The organism is Microbacterium sp. NPDC055988, assembly GCF_042269505.1.
Lineage (GTDB): Bacteria > Actinomycetota > Actinomycetes > Actinomycetales > Microbacteriaceae > Microbacterium.
This window is the reverse complement of record NZ_JBHJXY010000001.1, coordinates 1,378,634-1,402,033: the sequence shown is the minus strand read 5'-3', so window position 1 is coordinate 1,402,033 and position 23,400 is coordinate 1,378,634. Positions and strand designations below refer to the sequence as shown.

Sequence of the window (23,400 nt, the reverse complement as noted above, 5' to 3'; positions counted from 1 at the left end):
ATTCTGCAACCGCTTGCATGATCGCGCCGTACGTCATAGGTTGAAAATCAGGCCCGACCCCGGGTTCGACGATCGACCCGAGGATTCCCGTGCCCCACAGTCCGCGCCGCACCCTACCGCGCGCCCCCGTCCGCATCGTGCACCTCGGGCTCGGCGCCTTCCATCGCGCACACCAGGCCTGGTACACCGCCCACGCCGATCCCGACCGCGAGTGGGGCATCGCCGCCTTCACGGGCCGCTCACCGGAGGCCGCGACGACCCTTGCACGCCAGGACGACGTGTACACACTGCTCACGCGCGGCCCCGACGGCGACCACCTCGAGACCGTCCAGAGCATCGTGGCCGCACACGACGGCGGCGACACCGAGAAGCTGCGCGACTATCTCGCCCGACCCGAGGTCACGGTCGTCACGCTCACGGTGACCGAGAAGGGCTATCGACGCGGAGCGGACGGGCGCCTCGACGTCACCGACCCCGACATCGTCGCCGACATCTGCTCCCTCGCCGGCGCCCTATCCGATCGCGCTCCCTCCCATCGCGACGCACCGGGCGCCATCGACAACGGCGTGCTGCGCACGATGCCCGCTCGCCTGCTCTGGGCGCTCGACGCCCGACGCCGGGCCCTCCCGGAGGGCACGATCACCCTGATCCCGTGCGACAACCTCGACGACAACGGGTCGATGCTCCGGGCCGTGCTCGGCGACCTCGCCTCGCTCACCTCCCCTGCCCTCGGCGCCTGGATCGACGCGCAGGTCGACGTGGTCAGCACCTCGGTCGACCGCATCACCCCGCGCACCACGGCAGACGACATCGATGCGGTCGCGGCGCGCGAAGGCATCCGCGACGAGGCTCTGGTGGTGACCGAGCCGTTCCACAGCTGGATCCTGAGCGGACGCATCCGCGCCGATCGCCCGCGCTGGGAGGATGCCGGGGCCTCGATCGTGAACGACATCGAACCGTTCGAGCAGCGCAAGCTCTGGATGCTCAACGGCGCGCACTCCCTCCTCGCCTCCGACGGCATCCTGCGCGGACACGAGACCGTCGCCGAGGCCATCGCCGATCCGGAGTGCGCCGCGCTCGTGCATGACCTGTGGGATCTCGCCCAGCGACGCCTCGATGCCTCCGCCGACAGCGCCGGCATCGACCTCGACCTTCCCGCCTACCGGGCCGCCCTGCTCGAAAGGTTCGCGAACCCCGCGATCGTCCATCGCCTGCGCCAGATCGCCGCAGACGGGAGTCTCAAGCTTCGCGCCCGCATCGTCGAGCCGGTGCGCCGCGTCCGCGCCGACGGCGAGACCGGGGAAGCCGGCCTCGCCGCGATCGCGGCCTGGACGCGGTTCGTGATCTCCGAGGTGGAGGCGGGGCGGCCCCTCGACGACGTCGCCGCAGACGAACTGACCGCACGCGCGACGGATGCGGATCCGCATCGCGCCCTGCTCGACCTGCTCGCGCCCGATCTCGCCGCCGACCCCGCCGTGCTCGGGATGCTCGCCGACCGCGCCCGCTGATCCACGCCGCACCCCGCCCCCCCCCCCCCCGCACGCACGAAGAGCGCCGATCCCGAGGGACCGGCGCTCTTCGGCGCCTGAGGCATCAGCCCTTCACGGCACCGGCCATCATGCCGGCGCCCAGGCGACCCTGGACGAAGAGGAACAGGATGACCACCGGCACCGAGATCAGGGTGGCGCCCGCCATGATGCCGGCCCAGTCGGTGGCCGACAGCTCGCTGCTGAAGGTCTGCAGCCACAGCGGCAGGGTGGCGTTGCCCGGCTTCGTCATCACGACGAGTGCCAGGGTGTACTCGTTCCAGGCCTGCAGGAACGCGAAGACGGATGCCGTGACGATGCCCGGTCCGAGCAGCGGCAGAGTGACCCGCATGAACGCCCCGAACCGGCTGCATCCGTCGACCATCGCCGCCTCTTCGAGCTCGGCGGGGATGCCGTGGATGAACCCGCGCAGCAGCCACACCGTGAACGGGACGACCGTGCCGATGTAGAGGAGGGACAGGCCGCCGACCGTGTTGAGCAGGTGCCAGCCGTCGAGCATGCGGAACTGCGAGATGAACAGCGCCTCGGTCGGGATCATCTGCACGATGAGCACGAGCAGGATGATGAGCCCGCCGCCCTTGAAGCGGAAGCGGCTCACCGCGATGGCCGCGAAGAAGCCGAACAGCACGGCGACCACGACCACGATCGCCGTCACGCCCGCACTCATTCCGAGTGCCGACCAGAAGCCGCTGTCGGCGAGGATGCCCGCGAAGCTGTCGAAGCTCAGCGGGAACGGGAAGAACCGCGGCGTGCGCGAGAACAGCTCCTCGTTGTCGGAGAGCGCGGTGTTCACCATCCAGTAGATCGGGAACACGAGGAGCAGGGCCGCGGCCACCGCGACGCCGTTCCAGGTGCGCCGCCGGGTGTCGTTGCGACTGCCGATGGTCCGGCGCGAGCGCGGCGGCACGACGGCGGGGATGTCGGTGGTCCTGGTCATGGTCGGGACGCTCATTCCGAGACCTCCTTCTGCTGGGCGAACATCTTCGCGATGTACTTCCAGGTGAGCAGCAGCGTGAGGATGAGCACGATCGTCGCGAGTGCCGATGCGTCGCCGTACTCGCCCTGCCCGATGCCGATCCGGTAGATGTAGGTGCCGAGGAGGTTGGTCTCCTCGATCGAGACGCCCGCCTGCTGCAGCACGTAGATCTGCGTGAACACGCGCAGGTCCCAGACGATCTGCAGGAGTCCGACGATCATGACCGCCGGGGTGATGAGGGGCATCGTGACGTGCCGGAAGCGCGTCCACGGACCTGCGCCGTCGAGCTCCGCCGCCTCGAGCACCTCGGTGGGAACCTGGGTGAGGGCGGAGTAGATCATGAACACGATCAGCGGCAGACTGCCCCAGATCACGGTGATCGCGGCGATCGTGAACACACCCATCGGGGTGGAGGTCCACGGGAACCCGGCCATGTCGGGGAATCCGATACGCGCGAGGATCCAGTTCACCAGGCCGTAGCGGGCGTCGAACAGCCACTGCCAGATGACCATGGTCACCAGCGCCGGAGTCGCCCACACGAGCAGCAGCGTCACCTGCAGGGCGATGCGCGCCCAGCTGCTCACCTTCGTCAGCAGCAGCGCGATCAGCATCCCGATCACCATCGACAGCGAGGCGCACACGGCGCAGAAGAGCACGGAGCGGAAGAAGACGACCCACATGTTCGGGTCGGTCAGGATCCTGCCGTAGTTCGCCAGGCCCACCCATTCGGGCTCCTGGCCGAACTGCTGCGCCAGGCCGAACTTCTGCAGCGACATCACGAACTGCTGCAGCAGCGGCCAGCCGAGGGCGATCAGCACGGCCGCGAGGAGCGGCGCGATCAGGAGGTACGGGAGCAGCGCTCCCCGCACGCGACGCGGGCGCGTGCGGGGAGCGGGCTGCTGCGGGGCCGCCTCGGGGGCGGCCTCGACATCGATCACGGGAGTGGCCATCATCAGTCGCCGTTGAGGGTCGATTCGATCTTCGCGCCGATGCGCGTGACCACGTCGTCGATGTCCTCACCCTTGGCGATCGCCGAGTACAGGTCGACCGGGATGTTGTTGCCCTCCACGATCGCCCAGTTCGGGGCCGCAGGGGTGAGGGCGCTCGTCTCGGCGATCTGCTGCTGCAGCTCGGCGTCGACGATGCCGTCGGGGATGGCCGACGCGAACGTCGTGTTGCCGGGCACCCAGCCGGAGTCCTCGGCGAGCTGGGTCATGAAGTCCTCGCTCAGGATGAGCTTCATGGCCTTCTTCGCCAGCGCCTGCTGCGACGACTTCGCCGCGATGCCGACGTTGGATCCGCCGAGGAACTGGTGGCTCTCGCCGCCGGCCTCGACCGGGGGAAGCGCCATCACTCCCGTGACGTCGGCGAGCTCGGGCGAGATGCTGTCCTGCGCGAAGACGCGGTAGGAGAACATGGCGACCTCGCCGTTGTTGTACGGCACCCACGGGTTGCCGGCGGTCTCCTTCGCGTCGAGCGCGCCGAGGGCCGAGTTCTGCCAGATGGTCTGCATCTGCTCGAGTGCGGCCTTGGCCTCGGGGGTGTCGAGCCCGCTGACCCACGCGCCGTCCTTCTCCTCGGCGTAGTTCGCGCCGTGCGAGAACAGCCAGCCCTCCAGGCCGTGCACGTCGACGACGGGGAAGTAGATGCCCTTGAAGCCCTCGACGCCGTCGGGGTTCGCCTGCTGCACCGTGGCGGCTGCGGCGACCAGGTCGTCGAGCGTCTCGGGCGCCTCGATGCCCGCCTTCTCGAGCAGGTCGGTGCGGTAGAACACGACGCTGGTGCCCGCGTAGAGCGGGTAGGCGTAGGTCTTGCCGTCGAGTGTCGCCTGGTCGACGAAGCTGGGGATCAGGTCGTCGCCGTCGACCTCGTCGTACAGGTCGGAGATGTCGGCGAGCGCGCCCACGTTCGCGAAGGTCGCGGTCTTGGTGTTGCCGATCTCGACGATGTCGGGGGTCTCGGACTCGCTCGCGAGCGAGGTCTGGAGCCGGGAGACGATGTCATCCCAGGGCTGCATCTCCACCGTCAGCGTGGAGCCGGGGTTCTGGGCGGCGAACTCGTCTTCGAGCCACGCGACCGCATCCTCGGACACGGAATCCTGCATGAGCCACACGCGGAGGTCTCCGCTCTCGGCGTCGCCTCCGTCGTTGCCGGTGCCTGAACTGCAGCCGGTGACGGCCAGCACCGCGGCCAGTGAAGCGGCCGCTGCGATCACAGTGCGTCGTGCCATTCTCGTTCCTCCATGGTCTTCCTCGACGGGCCCCGAGAGGAGCCCGATGAACGGGTGGTTCAACCGTTTCTCACGCTAACGTGCAAACGGTTGCATTACAATAGCTTCTTCGCTGAAGAGGGTGTAACGGTTGTGTTTCTGTTTGCTTACCTGGGAAAAATCGGTGCTGATGCGTCGCTCGACGCAGCGATCACGCCTTGTGACGGAGCGATTCCTGCACCGCGTTGCAGAGGGTCAGACGGCGATCGCGGCGGTGGCTCTGGCGACGGTCTCCAGCACGGTGATCGGTGCAAGCAGCTGCGCCGTGGGGATCGGGGCTGCACCGGTCGCGAGCATGCGGGCGAACGCATCCACGCCGGGCTGCACGTAGTCGGCGCCGAGCACGATGTCGCGACTGATGACTCCGTGGCCGCCCACGGCCGTCGCCCGGAACGGCACCTGGCCGTCGCCGTCCGGCCGGATGAACTCGAGCGTGACGAGCACGCCGCCGACGCGGTAGCGCGCCACGACACCTCCGGGAAGACTCTGCACGTCGATGTCCTCGGGCTCCCCCGGCACCAGGCGCTGCGCCACGTCGGCGATGTGGATGCCGTAGAAGAAGATGCCGCTGTAGGGGCTCGCCGCATCCGCGGGCCCCGTCACGGTGACCGCCTGCAGCTCGCCGATCGACCCGAGGCCCTCGGCGACGGCATCCGTGTCGGCCACCCAGCGCAGCGCCGACGATGAGGTGAGCGCCGTACCGCCGCGCTCGGCCGCCGCGACGATCTCCTGCGCATCGGCGACACCGGCCGCGAGCGGCTTGTCGACCCAGACCGGCGTGCCCGCCTCGAGGAACGGCACGGCGTGCGCGCGATGCAGCGCCCCGTCGCGCGAGGTGACGATCAGCGCGTCGATGCTGCCGAGCAGGTCGCCCGACTCGGCGACGATCCGCTCGATGCCGCCGAGCTCCGCGAGCTCACGCGTGCGGGCATCCTCGCCCGCGACGAGTGCCACCACACGCACCGGCACGTCGTCCGGCCGCTCCACGTTGAGGTACCGGATGATCTCCTCGGCGTGGCTGTTCTCGATGCCGACGATCGCGACGTTCTTCGTTTCCATGTCTCTCATCCTCTTTCACTCGTGGAGGTCGACGGGACGACTGGTGCGGGCGGACTCGTATACGGCGAGCACCACCTGCAGCGCCCGGCGGCCGTCGTCTGTGGTGATGGCGGGGCGGCGCCCGCTGCGGATCGCCTGCACGACGTCGAGGTACTGCCGGCGATGCGCCATGTCGACGTCGCTCCACCCCTCCGGCACGTCGTGCTCGACGAGCGTGTCGGCATCGGGCTGCGGCGCGGTGGCCGAGGCGAAGAACGCGAGACCGTCGTTCTCCATCACGGCGGTGCCCTGCGAGCCGTGCACGGCGAGGCGCACCGGAAGCCCCGGGTACGCCGCCGTACTGGCGAGCAGCAGGCCGATGGCGCCGCTCTCGAACTCGATCGTGGCGCCGGCGACATCCTCGACCTCGATGCCCTCGTGCGCGAGGCGACCGGTCTTCGCGCTCACCGACACCGGGGTGCCGAGCATCCACAGCAGCAGGTCCAGCGCGTGGATGCCCTGGTTCATGAGCGCACCACCGCCATCGATCGCCGCCGTGCCCCGCCAGTCGCCGGACTCGTAGTACTCCTGCGGGCGGAAGAACGCCGACTCGACGACACCCGAGGTCACGCGTCCGAGCGCACCCTCGTCGATGGAGCGACGGATGAACGAGGCGACCGGCTGGAAGCGGCGCTGGCTGATGACGGAGACCGTGCGACCGGAGGCCGCCTCGGCCGCCCGCACCCGATCGGCGGATTCGAGTGTGACGTCGATCGGCTTCTCGACGATCACGTCCACCCCGGCGCCGAGGGCCTCGATCACCGCGTCGGCGTGGAAGGCACTGGGCAGGCAGATCGCGGCGAGGTCGACGCTCTCGGCGCGGTATGCCTCGGCGGCCGACGCGTGGAACGGGACGCCGTGCTGCTCCGCGAGCGCGCGACCCCGTGCGTCGTCGACGTCGACGATCGTGGCGAGCACGCCGGCGTCGCCGAGGGCAGCGACGAGACGCGCGTGGACGGCGCCGATCACCCCGGCGCCGACGATCGCGATGCGCAGCGGTTCGGTCATGATGTCTCCTGTCGTGGGGGGTGGATGCCGCAGGTGTCGGGTCAGGCGGCGGGTTCAGAGCGTGATTCAGTCAGCCCGGCGCGACCAGGCGAGCGCCGTGCCGCCCTGGTCGGCTGAGGCCTGGGCGAGGAGGGCGAGCCGGGTCGCCGCGAGCGAGTCCCGGGTGCCGACCTCGGGGGTGCGTCCGTCTGCGAAGGCGTCGAGCGCCTCTTCGGCAGGGCGTCGTCCCGGCGGCAGATCGAGCGTGCGGGTCGGCTGATCGTCGGTGGTGACTTCGACCCGACCGCGGGCCCAGAAGATCTCGGCGCTACCGCGGGTGCCCACCAGGCGCAGGCGATAGTCGCCGTGCACGTCGGAGGCCTGCGGGGTGAGCCAGCTCACCTCGGCGGAGACGACGGCGGTCGGCGTGGTGAGCGTGGCGGCGCCGTAGCGTGCGAATCCCGCGGCGCCGTCGAGCGGGGCCGAGACGGCTCCGCGGATCACACCCTCGTCGGCCGGCGCGAACAGCAGCGCGGCGTCGAGGTCGTGCACCGACAGGTCGGTGAGGATGCCGCCGTACTGCACCGGCTCGAAGAACCACGCGGGGCGCTGGTCGCGGTTGAGCTTGTGCGGACCCGACGAGGTGATGCCGACGATGTCGCCGAGCTCACCGGCGCGCACGACCTCGAGGGCGGCGAGGGTCTCGGGGTAGCCGCGCTTCTCGAGCAGCAGGTTCACGGTACGGCCGGACTCTGCGGCCGCCGTCTCGATCTCGTCGAGCTCGGCGAGCGAGGTGCACAGCGGCTTGTCGGCCAGCACGTGGGCACCGGAGCGGAGGGCGGCGATGACGTCTGCTCCGCGCGCTCCGTAGACCCCGGCGATCACGGCGACGTCGACGCCCTCGGCGAGCAGATCCTCGGCGCGGTCGAAGGCCGGCACCCCGAAGCGGGCGGCGTGACGAGCGGCGACCGCGGGGTCGGAGTCCTGCACGCCGACGAGTTCGAATGCAGCGCGGTCGGCGCGGGTCAGCTCGTCGAGCACGTAGTCGACGTGCGGATGGGCGGCACCGATGATCGCGATCCGAGGCATGGGCGACAGTAAATCATGCGACCGGTTGCACGGTCAACCACCGATCGTGCGCGCTGCCTCCGTCGTGGCCCGGACGACCAGGTGCGTCGCGATCGTCACGCGGGCGTCCGACCGCTCACCGCTGGCGAGCACGCCGAGCAGCAGCTCGGCCGCGGCATCACCCGCCGCCGCCGATGCCGCGGAGATCGTGGTGAGCGCCGGATGCGTGCCGGAGGCCAGGGTGTCGTCGCATCCGATCACGCTGATGTCGCGGGGAACGTCGATGCCGCGCAGTGCGAGCCCCGCCATGACCCCCTGCGCGACCACGTCGTCGAAGGCGATCACGGCGGTCGCCTCGGAGGCGAGGATGCCGCCGACGGCATCGCGTCCGCCTGCCGAACTGGGGCGCCCCAGCTCCTGCACGATGACCTCGAGGCCCGCGCGCTCGGCGGCCCGAGCGAGGGCTGCACGACGCTGCTGGTCCGACCACGACTCGCGCGGCCCCGACAGGTAAACCACGCGGGTGTGGCCGAGGCGATGCAGGTGCGCGACAGCCTCGTCGAGGCCGCCGCTCGGATCGATCAGCACCCGCGCCAGGCCGTCGATGTCGCGGTTGACGAGCACCACGGGCCGCGAGGCGTCGAGCTCGCGGATGCGCTCCTCGTCGAGGCGCGGGGAGGCCAGGACGAAGCCCTCGACCTGGGCGCTGAGGCGCGAGGTGAGGTTGGCCTCGCGGTCGGCGATCTCGTCGGAGTCGCCCAGGAACACCGCATATCCGGCGGCGTCGGCCAGTGTCTGCACGCGCCGCACGAGAGGCGGGAAGAACGGGTTGGCGATGTCGGGGACGACCACGGCGACGTTGCCGAAGCGGCCGGTGGAGAGCGCTCGCGCGGCGTGGTTCACGACGTAGCCGAGCTCGTCGGCCGCGGCCTTGACGCGTCGCACCGTCTCGGGGTTCAGCAGCTCGGGGCGGCTGAACGCGCGGGACACCGTCGACCGTGAGACGCCGGCCACGCGGGCGATGTCGCCGATCGTCACCGACGTCGATGCCGTCTTCCTGTTGCCTGTCACGTCACACACACTAAGCCCGTGCACCGCGACAGCGCGCGTGCGAGGTCCCGGAAAGCCGCTCCTCGGGGCGGCGAGAGCGTGGAACGGATCATGATCGGGGACTTGACTTTGCAAGCGGTTGCATTAATCTTGCGAATCATGAGCACGACGACGTTCGCCCTGCATGCCCACCCCGACCGCGCCGCGATGGGCGCTGCCGCCGCGCGATCGGCGGCGCGCACCCTGCGCGAAGCCGTGGCCGCCCGCGGCACCGCTCGGATGATCGCCGCCGCCGCCCCCAGCCAGCTCGACGTGTACCGAGCTCTCACAGCGGAGCCCGACGTGCCGTGGGACCGCATCACGATCCTGCACATGGACGAATACCTCGATCTCGATCCCGCGGCACCGCAGCGCTTCGGTAACTGGCTGCGCACCCACCTCGTCGACGCGGTGCAGCCCGCCGCGTTCCACCCCATGCGCACCGAGCTCGGCGCCCAGGCGGCGACCGAGGAGTACGCGGCCCTGCTCGCCGAAGCACCCATCGACCTGGTGTGCCTCGGCATCGGCGTGAACGGCCACATCGCGTTCAACGATCCGCCCGACGCCGACCTCGGCGACCCGTGCCCCGTGCGAGTGGTGCAGCTCGACCTCGCCAGCCGCGTGCAGCAGGTCGACGACGACTGCTTCGATACGCTCGAGGCCGTGCCCACCCACGCACTGACGCTGACGATCCCGGCGCTGATGAGCGGCGCCCACCTCGTGTGCGCCGTGCCCGATGCCCGCAAGGCCGAGGCCGTGCGCGCCCTGGTCGAGGAGCCGATCAGCGCGCACTGGCCGTGCACCGTGCTGCGGCGGCACTCGCGCTGCGAGGTGCACGTCGACCGCGACGCGGCATCGCTGCTGCACCCGGTACCGGTCGTGGCCGCCCAGGCGGCACGATGACGGCCCGCACGTTGCACGGTCGCGATGCCCTCGGCCTGGGCGGGCTCGAGGTCGTCGTCGAGCACGGGCGGATCAGCGCGCTCACCTCGACACCCGACCCCGGCCACGACGCCCCCTGGATCGGCCCCGGGCTGATCGACCTGCAGGTCAACGGCCACCTCGACGGCGATGCCAATGCGGCCGAGCCCTCGCCGGACCACATCTCGGCGATGGCACGGTCTCTCGCCGCCCATGGCGTCACGCGGTTCCTGCCGACCGTCATCACCGCCTCCCCCGCCGAGATGCTCGCCCGCATCCGTGCGATCGACCAGGCCGTGCGCACCTCCACCGCGACCTCGCGCGCGGTCGCCGGCATCCACGTCGAGGGTCCGAGCCTGTCGGAGCAGGACGGCCCCCGCGGAGTGCACCCGCTCGCACACATCCGCCCTCCGGCCATCGCCGAGCTGCAGAGCTGGCTCGACGCGGCGCCCGGCCTGCTCCGCGTCGTGACCCTGTCTCCGCACCATCCGGGATCGGTCGAGGCCACACGGTTCCTCGTCGCCCACGGCGTGCGGGTCGCCGTCGGGCACACTCACGCGACGGATGCCGAGATCGCTGCGGTCGTCGATGCCGGCGCCACCCTCTCCACGCACCTCGGCAACGGTGCGCACGCGGTGCTCCCCCGGCATCCGAACTATCTCTGGACGCAGCTCGCCGAGCGCCGGCTCGCCGCCGGAGTCATCGCCGACGGCCACCACCTTCCCGATGCGACGCTCGCGACCATGATCGCCGCCAAGCGCGACCACGGCATCTTCCTCGTGAGCGACGCCGTCGCCACGCCCAGCGCCCTGCGGGAGAACGGCGTCTCGACCGTCGGTGGCGGAGTGCACCTCGCCGACGACGGAGCGCTGCGGCACGTGTCGACCGGGTTCCTCGCGGGATCCGTGCAGACCCTCGACGTCGGTGTCGCGACCGTCGCGCGCCTCACGGGCTCGCTGTCGGCGGCGCTGCGGCTGGCGAGCGCCGCCCCCGCATCCGTCCTCGACGACGGACCGCACTGGAGGGTCGGAGCCCGCGCCGACGTGCTGCTCTTCGACTGGGCACCTGGCGACCGCGCGATCACACCGCGACAGGTTCTCGTCGCCGGCGAGCCCGCCATCGAGTCCTTCGACGATGCCGACGCCACCGACGCCCGCACCACCGACACCCGCACCGCCACAGGAGGACGCCGATGACCATCGACCGCGCTGACGTGATCGTCACGAGCCCCGACCGCAACTTCGTCACGCTCAAGATCACGACCGCCGACGGGGTGACGGGGCTGGGGGATGCGACGTTGAACGGGCGTGAGCTCGCGGTCGTCGCGTATCTGACCGAGCATGTGGTGCCGCTGTTGATCGGCGCGGACGAGTCGCGCATCGAAGACACATGGCAGTTCCTGTACCGCAGTGCGTATTGGCGGCGGGGTCCGGTGACGATGGCGGCGATCGCGGCGGTCGACATGGCCCTGTGGGACATCAAGGGCAAGGTCGCCGGTCTCCCGGTGTACCAGCTGCTCGGTGGGACGTCGCGAAACGGACTGATGGCGTACGGGCATGCGTCGGGCAAGGAGCTGCCCGAGCTTTTCGACTCGATCCGCGCACACCAGGAGCAGGGCTACAAGGCGATCCGGGTGCAGACCGGGGTGCCGACGCTCAAGGCGATCTACGGCATCGCCGCGCAGGGCGCCGACGTCGGCGACGCATCGGTCCGGTACGACCATGAACCGGCCCGCCGCGGCGCGAAGCCGGTGGAAGAGGACTGGGACACCCGCGCATACCTGAACCACCTCCCCGGCGTGTTCGAAGCGGTGCGCAACGAGTTCGGCCCCGACATCCCCCTGCTGCACGACGGCCACCACCGGATGACGCCCATCCAGGCCGCGCGGCTCGGCAAGGACCTCGAGCCGTATGACCTGTTCTGGCTCGAGGACTGCACCCCCGCAGAGAACCAGGAGGCACTGCGCCTGGTGCGCCAGCACACCACCACCCCGCTCGCGATCGGCGAGATCTTCAACACGGTGTGGGACTTCAAGGACATCATCCGCGACCAGCTCATCGACTACGTCCGCGGGGCCGTCACCCACATGGGCGGCATCACCGCACTGAAGAAGACCCTCGACTACGCCGCCATGTACCAGATCAAGTCGGGCATGCACGGGCCCACCGACATCTCCCCGGTCGGGATGGCCGCCGCGATGCACCTCGGGCTCGCGATCCACAACTTCGGCATCCAGGAGTACATGCAGCACGGCTCCCGCACCGACCAGGTGTTCCAGCAGTCGTTCACCTGGACCGACGGCTACCTCCACCCCGGCAACAACCCCGGCCTCGGCGTCGAGCTCGACCTCGACGAAGCGGGCAAGTACCCGTACGAGCAGGCCTACCTCCCCTATAACCGCCTCCTCGACGGCACCGTCCACGACTGGTGAACGCGCGGTGGTCGCGCCCGGGATACCCCTCGGGGGCGACCACCCCGCGCAGTAGGCTGAACGCATCATGGACGAGTTCATCCAGGGCTTCTGGAACTTCGCGGGCAACTACTGGTGGCTCATCTTCCCCATCATGGGGATGGCCGGCGGTGCCGCGAAGGCATGGGAGCAGGGCTCCAAGCGTCGTCATGAGCGCCGCCTGGAGACCCTGCGCATGAAGGCGCAGCTGAAGACCGCCGAGATCGAAGCGCGCGCACTCACCCAGCAGGCCAAGCGCCGCGGACCCTCGGTGGTCGACACCACGGCATCCGTCGCCCCGAACGACCTCGTCGCGCGACTGTTCGCCGAGCACGACGAGATCACCGCGCGCTGGCTCGACTACGAACTCGACGTCGCGAAGCTCATCGCCTTCCCCGCCATGAGCGATGGTCGTCAGCCGCTGACCGCCGCGTTCCTGCGCGCCAAGAAGACCGCGGATGCGCTGCGTCCGGCATCTGCCGAGGCCAAGGTGTCGGAGCAGCAGATCACCGAATACCTGCAGGCGGTGGGCGACTACGCGGTCGCGTTCGAGATCGCCGAGAAGGATGCGCGGCGGCTGCGCGACTCGACGTTCACCGAGCCGGAGCGCAAGCGCCTCGAACGGGCGCAGCAGCTGCTCAAGGTCGCGGTCGACGAATCGGCCACGCAGGCCGAGCGCAACGTGGCCTACAAGCGGGTGCGCGAAGAGCTCGACGGCCTCATCCTGCTCTCCGACGACGCCGTCACGGTGCTCGAGAAGCAGGTGGCGCGGGAGCTTCCGGCGGGGGCAGCCACCGCTCCGGCATCCGCAGCCGACTCCGCGCCCGGAACCGCATCGGAACCCGAGCGGATGCCGATCGTCGACCCGCTCCGCCCGGCACCCCCACGCACACAGCCGAGAGAAGAAGCATGACCCCGGAGAACGTCACCGGTCCCGTCGCCCACCACGCCGAAGGTCCCGTGTGGTGGTCCGGCTGGGGTGGACTGCGGTGGGTCGACGGCGAGGCCGGCGATCTGCTCACGATGCGCTCCGACGGGGTGACCCGCCAGCACATCGACGACGAGTACCTGGCCTTCGCTCGTCCGCGCACGAACGGCGGGCTGGTGGCCGTGGGCGCCCGCACGCTCTACCTCGCGGATGACGTCGACGGCGAGACCCGCGCGGCGGCGAACCTGGGCGACGACCCGCGTGTGCGCATGAACGACGGATGCTGCGACACGCGCGGCCGCCTGCTGGCCGGGTCGATGGCCTACGACGCCGCACCGGACGGGGGGTTCGTGCTGCGCGTCGACGCGGAGCTCGGCACCTCGACCGTGCTGCCCCGGGCCACGATCTCGAACGGCATCGGATTCTCGCCCGACGGCCGCCGCGCCTACTACGTCGACACCGCCACGCACCGCATCGACGTACTCGACGTGGCCGAGGGCGAGCTGCGCGGACGGCGGGCGTTCGTCTCGATCCCCGAGGAGCAGGGATCGCCGGACGGGTTGACGGTCGCCGCGGACGGCAGCGTCTGGGTCGCCCTCTGGGGCGGCAGCGCCGTGCACGGCTACGACGCGAGCGGGGCCCTCGTGCAGACGATCGACCTTCCCGTGCCGCAGGTGTCTGCCTGCACGTTCGGCGGAGACGACCTCGGCACGCTCTACATCACGACCTCGGCGCAGGGACTCCCGGTCGACCACGGCACGGAAGCGGGTTCGATGTTCGCGGTGCGGCCCGGCGTGCGTGGGTTGCCGGTCGCACTGTTCGCCGGCTGAGACGGGTGCGCCGCGGACTGCGCGCTCTTTCGGCCCCGCCGAATCAGGCGAGTCCACGAAAACAGGCTCGTTCGCAGCGAATCCGCCTGATTTCGCCGGATCGCCTGACCCGGGACATCCCTCCGCGACACCGACGGACCCCCCGACGACCTCTGCCCGAGGCACGGTGCACTCAGCAAAAGGAACCGTGCCCCGGACACAGGCCGCCGGGTGGGGTTGGCGGTCAGCCCAGACGCACCCGCTCGGTGCGCTGGTGTTGGCGGCCGAGGCCCTCGATCTCGATCGTCATCTCGTCGCCGTCCTGCAGGTACGGGAAGCGGCCGGAGAGCGCGACACCCTGCGGGGTGCCGGTGTTGATCACGTCGCCGGGTTCGAGCACGAGGTACTGGCTCAGCTCGTGCACGATCTGCAGCACGGGGAAGATCATGTCGGCGGTCGAGGAGTCCTGACGCGGCTCGCCGTTCACGAACGAGCGCAGCCGCAACGCCTGCGGGTCCACCTCGTCGGCGGGGACGAGCGCGGGTCCGAGCGGGTTGAACGTCTCGGAGCACTTGCCCTTCGACCACTGGCCGCCCGAGACGTCGAGCTGGTACGCCCGCTCCGACACGTCGTTCGAGATCGTGTAGCCGGCGATCACCTCGCGCGCAGCATCCGGCGACGACAGGTACCGGGCCGTCTTGCCGATCACGATCGCCAGCTCGACCTCCCAGTCGACCTTCTCGGCGCCCGGCGGCAGCAGCACGACGTCGTTCGGGCCGACGACGGTGTTCGGATGCTTGAAGAAGATCACCGGATGCTCAGGCGGCAGCGACCCGGACTCGGCCGCGTGCGCGGCGTAGTTCTGGCCGATGCAGACCACCGCGGTCGGACGAGCGACCGGGGCGCCGATGCGCAGCCCCTCGACCTCCGCCGTGGGCAGCTCGCCGCGGCTCAGTGCCGCGCGGACGCGCCCGATGCCGTCGGACGCGAGGAAGGCGCCGTCGATCTCGGCGGTGAGAGGGGCGAGGTCGTAGACGACGCCGGCCTCACGGACGTACGGGCGTTCCTGGCCGGGGGCGCCCAGTCGCAGCAGTTCCATGATGATCCTTCGGTCAGCGCGCGGCGGCGTAGGTCGGGTTGACGATCGGCACGGACTCGCCGGCGAGGTACCGGATGATGTTCTCGGCCGCGTGGACGGGGAGATCCGCCAGCGCCTCGGGAGAGAACCAGGCGGCGTGCGGGGTCAGCAGCACCTGCTCGAGGTCGCGGAGCGGGGAGTCGGCGGCGAGGGGTTCGCCCGCGAAGACGTCGAGGGCGGCGGCGCCCAGGTGCCCGGCGCGGAGGGAGGCCGCGAGCGCCTCCTCGTCGATGAGCGGGCCGCGGCAGGTGTTGACGACGACGGCCCCCGGCTTCATGGTCGCGATGGCCGCGGCATCGATCAGGTGCCGGGTCTCGTCGGTGAGCGGCACGTGCAGGGTGAGGATGTCGGCCCGAGCCACGGCATCCTGGATCTCGACGAGCTCGCAGCCGGCCTCCCGCACGGCGTCGGCGGGGGCGTACGGGTCGGCGACGAGCACCCGGAAGCCCAGCGCGCGGCATCCGCGGGCGACCATCGAACCGATGCGACCGAAGCCGAGCACCGAGACGGTGGTGGCCGAGGGGCGCACGGCGAGGGGACGGGCGTCGACGGCCTTCCAGGTGCCGGCGCGCACGGCGCGGTCGTAGGCGGGGAGGCCGCGGGCCTGCGTCATGATCATCGCGATCGTGTGCGCGGCGACCTCTTCGATGCAGTAGCTGGGGGTGTTCGCGACCGCGATGCCGCGAGCGGTGGCGGCCTCGACGTCGACCATGTCGTAGCCGATGCCGACGCGGCTGATGATGCGCAGGTTCGGCATCCGGTCCATCACCTCGCCGGTGATCTGCGCCCACTGCACGACGAGCCCCTCGGCGTCGGAACCGGCTGCGGCGATGTCTTCGAGGCTGCCGGATGCGGCGCGATAGGCACGCAGCCCCGCCTGGCGGAGGGTGTCTTCGATGACGGTTCCTGGCAGGTCGCAGTCGCTGACGAGGATGAAGGGCTCAGTCATGAGAGCGATGCTATAGCATCTAGCAAATGGATGTACAGCGCTGCGATGTGCTGGCGCCGTGGGGCGGGGCGGTGGGGGTCGCTCGGGTCGAGGCCACCGGGGCGAAGACGCAGACGAACCGATGCGGCACCCGCGCGTCGAGGCTCGGCGCGCCGCAGTCGCCCTCGTTCGTCTCCGTTTTGGCCTCGGCGCCGCACCCGCATTTTGCTATAGCATCGAACGCATGACTACCCGCCGCGCTCTGATCACGGGGGCCAGTTCCGGCATCGGAACCGCCGCCGCCCTCGACCTCGCCCGTGAGGGCACCGCCCTCTGGATCACGTATGCGGGGCGAGAGGCCGAAGCCCTCCGCATCGCCGAGGAATGCCGTGCTGCCGGGTCGCCCGAGGTGCACGTCTCGCGGCTCGACCTGCGCGAACGCGAGTCGATCGACGCGCTGGTCGCCGAGATCACGGCCGCCTGGGGCTCGCTGCACGTGTTGATCAACAACGGCGGCGTCTGCCCGTACACCCCCTATGACGACATCGACTTCGATGAGTGGGACATGGTCCTCGAGACCAACGCCCGCGGCACGTTCTTCCTGACCCGCGGCGCCCTTCCGCTGCTCCGGGCCGCCGAGGGGGATCGCTCCGTGATCAACATCGCCTCGATCGCCGGCCAGGTCGGAGCGTTGCAGACCGGCATCCACTACGCCGCGAGCAAGGGAGCGATCCTCGCCATCACGCGCAGCTTCGCCCGGCACCTCGCATCCGAGGGCATCCGCGTGAACGCCGTCACCCCCGGTCCGGTCAAGAGCGCGATCACCGACCAGTTGCAGAGCGCGGGCCGCGAGAAGCTCGAAGCCGGCATCCCGCTGGGGGCGTTCGGGCAGCCGGAAGACGTGGCCTGGATCATCACATCGCTCGCATCGGAGCGCGCTCGCTTCATCACCGGGGCCACCTACGACGTCAACGGAGGCGTTCGCATTGACTGACCGCACCTCCCGCTCTGCCCTCGACCGCTCTGCCCTGGACACCGTGCAGGCGCAGCTCGACGCGTTCAACGCGCACGACCTCGACGCCTTCGTGGCAACCTATGCACCGGATGCCGTGATCACCGGTGTCGCCCCCGAACCCGTGGTGGGGTCGGTCGCGATCCGCGCGTTCTACGAGCCGCGGCTGCAGAACCCCGAGCTGTCGTGCGTGATCGAGACGAGCGTGCTGTTCGGCAGCCGGTGGGTCGTCGCGCAGGAGCAGGTCGTCAACGCCGGCGTCGCCACCGAGACCATCGCGACCTTCGACGTGGTCGACGGACTGATCTCGCGCGCCTCGATGCTCAAGGCCTGAGGTCGGGGATGCCGCGTCACATTCGGCGGTAGACATCCGCGCGGTGGGCGACAGAGCCCTCCCGACGCGAAGGAGCCCTCTCCCCGTGAAGGAGCCCTCCCGACATGAAGGAGATCTCGCGAAATGAAGGAGCCAATCGCGAAAGGACTCCTTCATAGCGTGTGATCTCCTTCAGAACGTGCGGTCACAGCGGCCGAACGCGCGGTCGCAGCGGCCGAACGTGCAGGCGCAGCGGCCGAACGCTCCGTCGCAGCTGCCGAACGCGCGCTCGCAACTACAGCACACGCGAGGCCCGGCGCGGCTCATTCGTGCTCGGGCAGTATCGGCGACGACCACCCCGGGTCGCGACCCAGCTGTGCCGCACGCGAGACCGAGGTCGAGCCGTACCGGTCGCGCAGCGTGTCGAGCACGGAGTCGAGACGCGCCTCATCGCCCCAGTCGATCGGCAGCTCGGGTTGCACGTTCCCTGCACGGTCGAGCTGCGACAGCGAGATGCCGATCAGGGTGATGCCCCGCGCGGTGATGTCGGCTTGCGCCGCGGCGAGCAGGGCGCGGGCCACGGTGAGCACGATGGCGGTGCGGTCGGTGGGCGCTCGCAGCGAGCGGGAGCGGGTGGCCTTCGTGAAGTCGCCGAAGCGCAGGCGCAGCACGACGGTGCGGCAGACGCGGTCGCCGTCGCGGAGTCGCCGGGCGAGCCGGTCGACGATCTGCGTGAGGATGAGGTCGAGTTCCTCGGCGGAGCGGGGACGGCTGCCGAGCGCACGCTGCGAGCCGATGGATCCCCGCCGCCGGGTGGCGTCGACCGGTCGCGGATCCCGCAGCCGAGCCAGGGCGTGCACATGGGCACCTGTCGCCTTGCCCAGCATCCGCTCGGCCGTCGCGGCTTCGAGCTCGGCGAGCTCACCGACGGTGCGGATGCCGTACCGGTGGAGCTTCTCGGCCGTCACGGCCCCCACACCCCACAGCCGTTCGATCGGAAGCGGCAGCAGGAACTCCTCCTCGCGCTCGGGCTCGACGACCAGCAGACCGTCGGGTTTGCTCACGGCGCTGGCGACCTTGGCGAGGAACTTGGTGCGCGCGACCCCCACCGAGATCGCCAGCCCAGCCTCCGCGCGCACACGTTCCCGTAGCCGCGCCGCGATCTGCTCCGGCGTGCCGGCGATGCGTCGCAGACCCCCGACCTCGAGGAACGCCTCGTCGATCGAGAGGCCCTCGACGAGCGGGGTGGTGTCGCGGAAGATCGCGAACACGTCTTTGCTCGCGGCGGAATAGGCGTCCATGCGCGGAGGGACGACGACGGCGTCGGGGCAGAGTTCACGCGCCTGTCGGCCGCCCATCGCCGTGCGGACACCGCGCGCCTTCGCCTCGTAGCTCGCGGCCAGCACGACCCCGCCGCCCACGATCACGGGACGACCGCGCAGTTCGGGCGCATCACGCTGCTCGACCGAGGCGTAGAACGCATCGAGGTCGGCGTGCAGCACCGTGGCTTCCCCACGCATCCGTTCTCCCGTCGACGTGCGGATCGTCGCACGGACCGGGGACATCCGACGCGACCTCACGGCCGATCAGGCGATGTCCGTGCTCGCGGATATGGTCGGCGCGTGCCGGAACCGGTGAAGCAGTGGTGGGCGCGACGGCAGTTCTCCCGCGGTCGCGCCGTTCCGTATGAGGTGGGCACCTACCGCGCCGGGTGGGCGGCGTACCCGGAGCTGATCCGCCAGTACCACCCGGAGCTCAACCACGGCATCGCCCTGTCGCAGATCCCCCTCGCCGCCGACGTGCTCCTGTGCTGGGAGTGCCCGCTCGGGCATCGGTTCGCCGCCACCCCGGCCGAGCAGCGCGAGCGTCCGAGACAGGTGCGGCGCCGCTCCGCGTGGTGCCCGGAGTGCTCCGCGCTGGCCCGCCCGCAACCGGTCGTGCTCGGCGAAGCACGCGCCATCCCGCGCAAACCCCGTCGCCCCGCACCCGCACTCTGCACGAAGACTCCCGACCTCCCCACCGGCACCGCGTTCGTGAGCGAGTGCGCGCCGCGGCCGGCATCCGCGGCGGAAGGACGCCTGCGCGCCGAACTCGCGGCGCAGATCGAGTTCGACGCGGCCGTGAACGCGGTGAAGGTGTCGCGCCCGTTCTTCCGCCACATCGAGGTATGGCCCGACATCGTGTTCCCGGAGCTGCGGGTCGCGCTCGAGTACGACACGGTCGGCCGTCATGGTCTGGAGCACGTCGGCAAGAGACAGGATGCCGATCTGCGCAAAGACCGCGCCCTCCGCGCCGCCGGGTGGGAGGTCATCCGCATCCGCACCGGGAAGCTCGAGCTTCTCGGGCCGCACGATCTCGCGCTGTCGTCGGTGAGTGGGAAGAGCGTCGCCCGCATCATCGACGAGCTGCGGGCGATCCGCGGCGCGCTCCTCGTGGACGCGTATCTGCGCTGAGGCGCGCGCGGCCACCCATCGCGAAGGAGAACTCTCGAAATGAAGGAGCCGAGAGCGCAGAACGGCCTTCATTCCGCGAGTTCTCCTTCAGAACGTGCGACGTGCGGCGCGACGGCCCCCTCAGTCCTTCCCGAACCGGAACACGCCCGGATCGAGCGCGAACCCGAGGCCCGAAGCATCCGTCGGCCGGATCCGCCCCTCGAACGACGGCCCGCCGCGCACGAACGACGGCGCCGGGTCATAGGGGTTGATGCCGCGCGCGAAGGTCTCGACGCCGATGCCGAGGTGGGCGGTGACTTCGGGATAGACGTGCCCCGAGACCGGCACGCCGCGCTCGGCCGCCCAGGCGATCAGCTCGCGCGCCGGGGTCACACCGCCGATCGCCACCACGTCGATCCGCAGCGCATCCACCTCGCCGACCTCGACCAGCGCCTTCAGCGCGGCAGGGTCGGTGACCTCATCGCCGACAGAGACGGCCAGCCCCGACTCCCGACGGATGCGTGCGACGCCCGCGGCGTCTTCGGGAAGCAGCGGGTCTTCGAGCCAGGCGAGTTGCGGGTCGCCCCACTGCGCGATCTCAGCCAGGGCGGCATCGGCGTCCGGCCAACCGAACCCGACATCGACGATCAGACCGGTCGCGGAGGGCAGCTCGGCGTTCAGCAGGGCGAGCAGCTCGCGCATATATGCCGGATCGGGAATGCGCGAGATCTTCACGTTCGTCCAGCCGTCGGCCTGCGCGAGCACCTCGTCGGCGACCTCGCGCGGAGCCCGATCAGGCGACGGATATGCGGCGACGAGGATCGAGTCCCGCGGAGCGTCTCCGGTGCCGAGCATCTTCCACAGCGGCACGCCCGCCCGCCGGGCGGCGATGTCCCACAGCGCGATGTCGACCAGGCCGATCGCGCGTCGCACCAGACCCACCCGACCGACGATGGCACTGCCGCGCAGCATCCGCTCCCACGTCGACGCGGGGTCGTCGGCATCCGCACCGACTGCGTGCGCGGCGACGAGCCGGTCGACGATCTCGGCCATCGGCGCCTCGCGAGACAGGCAGTACGCCACCCCGGTCGTGCCGTCGGCGGCGGACGCCCGCGCCGCGCTGTACTCGCGGCGGGTCACGGTCATCGCACCCAGCTGCAGCGGTGCGGGCAGGGGCAGCACGGCCGTGGCCGTGTCGATGCGGGCGATCGCGCTCATTCGGGCTTCTTTGCCAAGGGCACGCCGTAGTCGACCATGAAGCCACCGTCGACGTACAGAGTCTGACCGTTCATGTACCGCGACTGGTCGGAGACGAGGAAGCTGACCGCCGCGGCGATCTCGCTCGCCTCGGCCAGACGCTTCGCGGGGATGCGCGACAGGATCGTGTCGAGGCTGAGGGTGCCCGCCTCGACGCCCTGGCGGAACACACCCGTGTCGACGTAGCCGGGGGCCACCGCGTTCACCCGCACACCGCGCGAGGCCCACTCGGCGCCGGCGGTCGAGGTCAGGCCGATCACCGCGGCCTTCGTGGTGGCGTACGGCGCGCGCCCCGCCGACCCACGGGAGGAGATCGACGAGATGTTCACGATGCGGCCCTCGCCGCGCTCCAGCATCCGCTTCCCTGCGGCCTGCAGTGCCGAGAAGACGCCGTGCAGATTCACGTCGACCACCGCCGACCACTCGTCCCAGCTGAGGTCTTCGATGCCGCGATGGCGCTGGATGCCGGCGTTGTTGACGAGCACCTCGATGGGTCCGAGTTCGGCCTCGATCTCGCCGAACACCCGGTCGACGCCAGCGTGGTCGGTCACGTCGAGCTCGCGCCACAGGATGCCGTGGGGGTTGTCGGCTGCGGTGAGTCCGGGCACGCGGTCGGCGGCGACGACCGTGTAGCCGTCGGCGGCGAGGCGCTGGCCGATCTCCCAGCCGATGCCGGCGGATCCTCCGGTGACGATGGCGACGGGCGCGGTCATTGCTCTCCTCAGGGGTTCGAGATTTGCTATAGCAAGTGTAGTCGGAGGGGCGGCTCAGCGGTCGAGCAGATCCGCGACGACTGCCGCGGCATGTTCCTCGAGCAGGTCGAGCGCGCCGGGAGCGAGCGGCGTCTGCCACGCCTGATACGCCCCGCGCTCATACGCGTCCCGCGTCGGCAGGTACACGAAGCCGGGACCGTTGGTGAGGTTCATCACGACGATCGGCGTCTCCGGGAATCGGGCCCGCAACGTCGTCTGCAAGCGCGAGTACGCCTCGCCGGGGTGCCCGACGATCACGGCATCCCCGAGCCGCCAGGCCCAGACCGGATGCGGCACCGTCGGGCCGTCGATGTATCCGTCACGCAGGTTGCGCGCGCGACCGAGCCGTTCCTCGCGCGACCGCGGGTCGATGTCCTTCCACTCCTCGGCCAGTTCGTCGAGCGTCGGCAGGACACGCAGCGGCAGCTCGACCGATGTCACCGAACCGGCCGCCCCTTCCCCACCCCGAGCAGCCTGCCCCGCCCAGACCGCCAACGGAGCACCGGACTCCACCACGCCCTCGAGCGTCAGCTCCTCCCCGGGCACCGGCAGCGAGTCGAGGGCCGCGAGCACCGCGTGCCCGAGGGAGCGTCCGTGGCGGTCGGCGACCGTGACGTCGCCGGTGTACTGCTCGCGCGGGGCCAGCTCGCCCGAGGCGCCTTGCACGAACAGACACGGCGCGTCCGTGGCGGCCTCGACGATCTCGCGCATCGCGCCGACGTAGTCCGGCGACACCTCCCGGCTCTGCCAGGCGAGCGTCGTCGGGTGGCAGGCGTAGTTGACGAGCGTGCCGCGCACCGCGCCGTCGACGCTGAGGCGGCCGATCATGACGGTGTCGTCGGCGGTGCCGGCCGGGTTGTACCCCACCAGCGCTCGACCGTCGACGTCGAGCTCGCGGTCGGCCGCGAGGGTGCAGCGCCCGGTGGTCCACTCGATGAGCCCCGGGACCGCGCCGTCGAGCGCCTCGCGCCCGGCGGCGATGCCCGCGGCCGCAAGCGCCTCGAGGTACCCCGGGATCAGCTCGCCGCCGGGCAGGTGCGCATCGGCGGCGCAGAGCACGGCGCCGGCGTGGGTGTGCGAGAGCGAGAGCATCAGCTGGTCGGGGTCGAGTCCGAGGCCGGCCAGGATCGCCCGGCGCACACCCTGCTCGTCGGCCACCCGACGCCACCAGGTGCCGTCCACCGCGAGCAGCAGTCGCGGGCGCTCGTCACCGCCGATCACGGCGAGCGCGGTCAACTCGAACGGGCGATGCGCCCCCTCGGAGCGCTCCCAGTCGGCGGGACCCCAGTTCTTCGCCCGGATGCCGACGGGCGGCGTGATGTCGCGCCGGGCGACACCGATGCGCGCGCGCGTACGAGGGATGCGGATGCGGTCGCCGAGATGGGTGGGCGATGCCGTGTCGTTCACTCGAAGTCCTCCATGTGCTC

General features: G+C 70.7%; 22 protein-coding genes. 9 read left to right on the top strand and 13 right to left on the bottom strand.

Annotated features, from left to right (window positions below; all coding sequences use genetic code 11):
* The first annotated feature begins 89 nt into the window (after positions 1-89).
* Complete coding sequence (locus tag ACFC14_RS06845) at positions 90-1,508, top strand: mannitol dehydrogenase family protein (RefSeq protein ID WP_376102130.1); 1,419 nt, start codon at positions 90-92, stop codon at positions 1,506-1,508.
* Positions 1,509-1,593: 85 nt separating this feature from the next.
* On the opposite strand, the gene ACFC14_RS06840 is transcribed toward ACFC14_RS06845, so the two are convergent.
* From ACFC14_RS06840 to ACFC14_RS06810, 7 genes are all read right to left on the bottom strand, one after another.
* Positions 1,594-2,499, bottom strand: a complete 906-nt coding sequence (locus ACFC14_RS06840) for a carbohydrate ABC transporter permease (protein WP_376102127.1) — start codon at positions 2,497-2,499, stop codon at positions 1,594-1,596.
* Complete coding sequence (locus ACFC14_RS06835) at positions 2,496-3,476, bottom strand: carbohydrate ABC transporter permease (protein WP_376102124.1); 981 nt, start codon at positions 3,474-3,476, stop codon at positions 2,496-2,498. The genes ACFC14_RS06840 and ACFC14_RS06835 overlap by 4 nt, the downstream gene beginning before the upstream one ends.
* Entirely contained in the window at positions 3,476-4,753 is a 1,278-nt protein-coding gene (locus ACFC14_RS06830; RefSeq protein ID WP_376102122.1) for an extracellular solute-binding protein, read from the bottom strand. The genes ACFC14_RS06835 and ACFC14_RS06830 overlap by 1 nt, the downstream gene beginning before the upstream one ends.
* Positions 4,754-4,987: 234 nt before the next feature.
* Complete coding sequence (locus ACFC14_RS06825; protein WP_376102119.1) at positions 4,988-5,851, bottom strand: Gfo/Idh/MocA family protein; 864 nt, start codon at positions 5,849-5,851, stop codon at positions 4,988-4,990.
* 15 nt (positions 5,852-5,866) lie between these two features.
* Positions 5,867-6,898: a Gfo/Idh/MocA family protein gene (locus ACFC14_RS06820; RefSeq protein WP_376102117.1), complete on the bottom strand. Its 1,032-nt coding sequence runs from the start codon at positions 6,896-6,898 to the stop codon at positions 5,867-5,869.
* A gap of 66 nt (positions 6,899-6,964) precedes the next feature.
* Positions 6,965-7,966, bottom strand: coding sequence for a Gfo/Idh/MocA family protein (locus ACFC14_RS06815; RefSeq protein ID WP_376102115.1), 1,002 nt, complete (start codon positions 7,964-7,966; stop codon positions 6,965-6,967).
* A 33-nt stretch (positions 7,967-7,999) separates the two neighbouring features.
* Positions 8,000-9,016, bottom strand: coding sequence for a LacI family DNA-binding transcriptional regulator (locus tag ACFC14_RS06810; RefSeq protein ID WP_376102112.1), 1,017 nt, complete (start codon positions 9,014-9,016; stop codon positions 8,000-8,002).
* Positions 9,017-9,154: 138 nt separating this feature from the next.
* Between ACFC14_RS06810 and ACFC14_RS06805 the strand changes: the two genes are divergently transcribed.
* From ACFC14_RS06805 to ACFC14_RS06785, 5 genes are all read left to right on the top strand, one after another.
* Positions 9,155-9,937: a 6-phosphogluconolactonase gene (locus tag ACFC14_RS06805; RefSeq protein ID WP_376102109.1), complete on the top strand. Its 783-nt coding sequence runs from the start codon at positions 9,155-9,157 to the stop codon at positions 9,935-9,937.
* Positions 9,934-11,151 carry an N-acetylglucosamine-6-phosphate deacetylase gene (locus ACFC14_RS06800; RefSeq protein WP_376102106.1) on the top strand — a complete coding sequence of 406 codons (1,218 nt, stop codon included), beginning with the start codon at positions 9,934-9,936 and terminating at the stop codon, positions 11,149-11,151. Before ACFC14_RS06805 ends, ACFC14_RS06800 begins: the two co-directional genes overlap by 4 nt.
* Positions 11,148-12,386 carry a D-mannonate dehydratase ManD gene (manD, locus tag ACFC14_RS06795; RefSeq protein ID WP_376102104.1) on the top strand — a complete coding sequence of 413 codons (1,239 nt, stop codon included), beginning with the start codon at positions 11,148-11,150 and terminating at the stop codon, positions 12,384-12,386. The genes ACFC14_RS06800 and manD overlap by 4 nt, the downstream gene beginning before the upstream one ends.
* Before the next feature lie 67 nt (positions 12,387-12,453).
* On the top strand, positions 12,454-13,317 hold the full coding sequence (locus tag ACFC14_RS06790; protein WP_376102101.1) for a hypothetical protein: 864 nt from the start codon (positions 12,454-12,456) through the stop codon (positions 13,315-13,317).
* Entirely contained in the window at positions 13,314-14,162 is an 849-nt protein-coding gene (locus ACFC14_RS06785; RefSeq protein ID WP_376102098.1) for an SMP-30/gluconolactonase/LRE family protein, read from the top strand. Before ACFC14_RS06790 ends, ACFC14_RS06785 begins: the two co-directional genes overlap by 4 nt.
* Positions 14,163-14,385: 223 nt before the next feature.
* Here the strand turns inward: ACFC14_RS06785 and ACFC14_RS06780 are convergent, their stop codons facing one another.
* Both ACFC14_RS06780 and ACFC14_RS06775 read right to left on the bottom strand, forming a co-directional pair.
* Positions 14,386-15,240 carry a fumarylacetoacetate hydrolase family protein gene (locus ACFC14_RS06780; protein WP_376102096.1) on the bottom strand — a complete coding sequence of 285 codons (855 nt, stop codon included), beginning with the start codon at positions 15,238-15,240 and terminating at the stop codon, positions 14,386-14,388.
* 13 nt (positions 15,241-15,253) lie between these two features.
* Positions 15,254-16,228 carry a C-terminal binding protein gene (locus ACFC14_RS06775; protein ID WP_376102093.1) on the bottom strand — a complete coding sequence of 325 codons (975 nt, stop codon included), beginning with the start codon at positions 16,226-16,228 and terminating at the stop codon, positions 15,254-15,256.
* A gap of 223 nt (positions 16,229-16,451) precedes the next feature.
* Between ACFC14_RS06775 and ACFC14_RS06770 the strand changes: the two genes are divergently transcribed.
* Positions 16,452-17,201 (top strand): SDR family NAD(P)-dependent oxidoreductase, encoded by a 750-nt coding sequence (locus ACFC14_RS06770; RefSeq protein WP_376102090.1) that lies wholly within the window; start codon positions 16,452-16,454, stop codon positions 17,199-17,201.
* Complete coding sequence (locus ACFC14_RS06765) at positions 17,194-17,553, top strand: nuclear transport factor 2 family protein (RefSeq protein WP_376102087.1); 360 nt, start codon at positions 17,194-17,196, stop codon at positions 17,551-17,553. Before ACFC14_RS06770 ends, ACFC14_RS06765 begins: the two co-directional genes overlap by 8 nt.
* Before the next feature lie 302 nt (positions 17,554-17,855).
* On the opposite strand, the gene dinB is transcribed toward ACFC14_RS06765, so the two are convergent.
* Entirely contained in the window at positions 17,856-19,052 is a 1,197-nt protein-coding gene (dinB, locus tag ACFC14_RS06760; protein ID WP_376102084.1) for a DNA polymerase IV, read from the bottom strand.
* Between the two features lie 102 nt (positions 19,053-19,154).
* Here dinB and ACFC14_RS06755 point away from each other — a divergent pair, with 102 nt between their 5' ends.
* Positions 19,155-19,985 carry a zinc-ribbon domain-containing protein gene (locus tag ACFC14_RS06755; protein WP_376102081.1) on the top strand — a complete coding sequence of 277 codons (831 nt, stop codon included), beginning with the start codon at positions 19,155-19,157 and terminating at the stop codon, positions 19,983-19,985.
* Positions 19,986-20,105: 120 nt separating this feature from the next.
* Here the strand turns inward: ACFC14_RS06755 and ACFC14_RS06750 are convergent, their stop codons facing one another.
* The 3 genes from ACFC14_RS06750 to ACFC14_RS06740 are packed head-to-tail and all read right to left on the bottom strand — an operon-like array spanning position 20,106 to position 23,380.
* Entirely contained in the window at positions 20,106-21,182 is a 1,077-nt protein-coding gene (locus ACFC14_RS06750) for an enolase C-terminal domain-like protein (protein WP_376102078.1), read from the bottom strand.
* Positions 21,179-21,934, bottom strand: coding sequence for an SDR family NAD(P)-dependent oxidoreductase (locus tag ACFC14_RS06745; protein WP_376102075.1), 756 nt, complete (start codon positions 21,932-21,934; stop codon positions 21,179-21,181). Before ACFC14_RS06745 ends, ACFC14_RS06750 begins: the two co-directional genes overlap by 4 nt.
* Before the next feature lie 54 nt (positions 21,935-21,988).
* On the bottom strand, positions 21,989-23,380 hold the full coding sequence (locus ACFC14_RS06740) for a hypothetical protein (RefSeq protein WP_376102072.1): 1,392 nt from the start codon (positions 23,378-23,380) through the stop codon (positions 21,989-21,991).
* Positions 23,381-23,400 lie beyond the last annotated feature (20 nt).

Excerpts from the sequence above, each read along its gene's own strand:
- ACFC14_RS06840 (WP_376102127.1), bottom strand. The coding sequence starts at position 2,499 with ATGAGCGTCCCGACCATGACCAGGACCACCGACATCCCCGCCGTCGTG.
- ACFC14_RS06835 (WP_376102124.1), bottom strand. The coding sequence starts at position 3,476 with ATGATGGCCACTCCCGTGATCGATGTCGAGGCCGCCCCCGAGGCGGCC.
- ACFC14_RS06830 (WP_376102122.1), bottom strand. The coding sequence starts at position 4,753 with ATGGCACGACGCACTGTGATCGCAGCGGCCGCTTCACTGGCCGCGGTG.
- ACFC14_RS06825 (WP_376102119.1), bottom strand. The coding sequence starts at position 5,851 with ATGGAAACGAAGAACGTCGCGATCGTCGGCATCGAGAACAGCCACGCC.
- ACFC14_RS06820 (WP_376102117.1), bottom strand. The coding sequence starts at position 6,898 with ATGACCGAACCGCTGCGCATCGCGATCGTCGGCGCCGGGGTGATCGGC.
- ACFC14_RS06815 (WP_376102115.1), bottom strand. The coding sequence starts at position 7,966 with ATGCCTCGGATCGCGATCATCGGTGCCGCCCATCCGCACGTCGACTAC.
- ACFC14_RS06805 (WP_376102109.1), top strand. The coding sequence starts at position 9,155 with ATGAGCACGACGACGTTCGCCCTGCATGCCCACCCCGACCGCGCCGCG.
- ACFC14_RS06800 (WP_376102106.1), top strand. The coding sequence starts at position 9,934 with ATGACGGCCCGCACGTTGCACGGTCGCGATGCCCTCGGCCTGGGCGGG.
- manD (WP_376102104.1), top strand. The coding sequence starts at position 11,148 with ATGACCATCGACCGCGCTGACGTGATCGTCACGAGCCCCGACCGCAAC.
- ACFC14_RS06790 (WP_376102101.1), top strand. The coding sequence starts at position 12,454 with ATGGACGAGTTCATCCAGGGCTTCTGGAACTTCGCGGGCAACTACTGG.
- ACFC14_RS06785 (WP_376102098.1), top strand. The coding sequence starts at position 13,314 with ATGACCCCGGAGAACGTCACCGGTCCCGTCGCCCACCACGCCGAAGGT.
- ACFC14_RS06780 (WP_376102096.1), bottom strand. The coding sequence starts at position 15,240 with ATGGAACTGCTGCGACTGGGCGCCCCCGGCCAGGAACGCCCGTACGTC.
- ACFC14_RS06775 (WP_376102093.1), bottom strand. The coding sequence starts at position 16,228 with ATGACTGAGCCCTTCATCCTCGTCAGCGACTGCGACCTGCCAGGAACC.
- ACFC14_RS06770 (WP_376102090.1), top strand. The coding sequence starts at position 16,452 with ATGACTACCCGCCGCGCTCTGATCACGGGGGCCAGTTCCGGCATCGGA.
- dinB (WP_376102084.1), bottom strand. The coding sequence starts at position 19,052 with ATGCGTGGGGAAGCCACGGTGCTGCACGCCGACCTCGATGCGTTCTAC.
- ACFC14_RS06750 (WP_376102078.1), bottom strand. The coding sequence starts at position 21,182 with ATGAGCGCGATCGCCCGCATCGACACGGCCACGGCCGTGCTGCCCCTG.
- ACFC14_RS06745 (WP_376102075.1), bottom strand. The coding sequence starts at position 21,934 with ATGACCGCGCCCGTCGCCATCGTCACCGGAGGATCCGCCGGCATCGGC.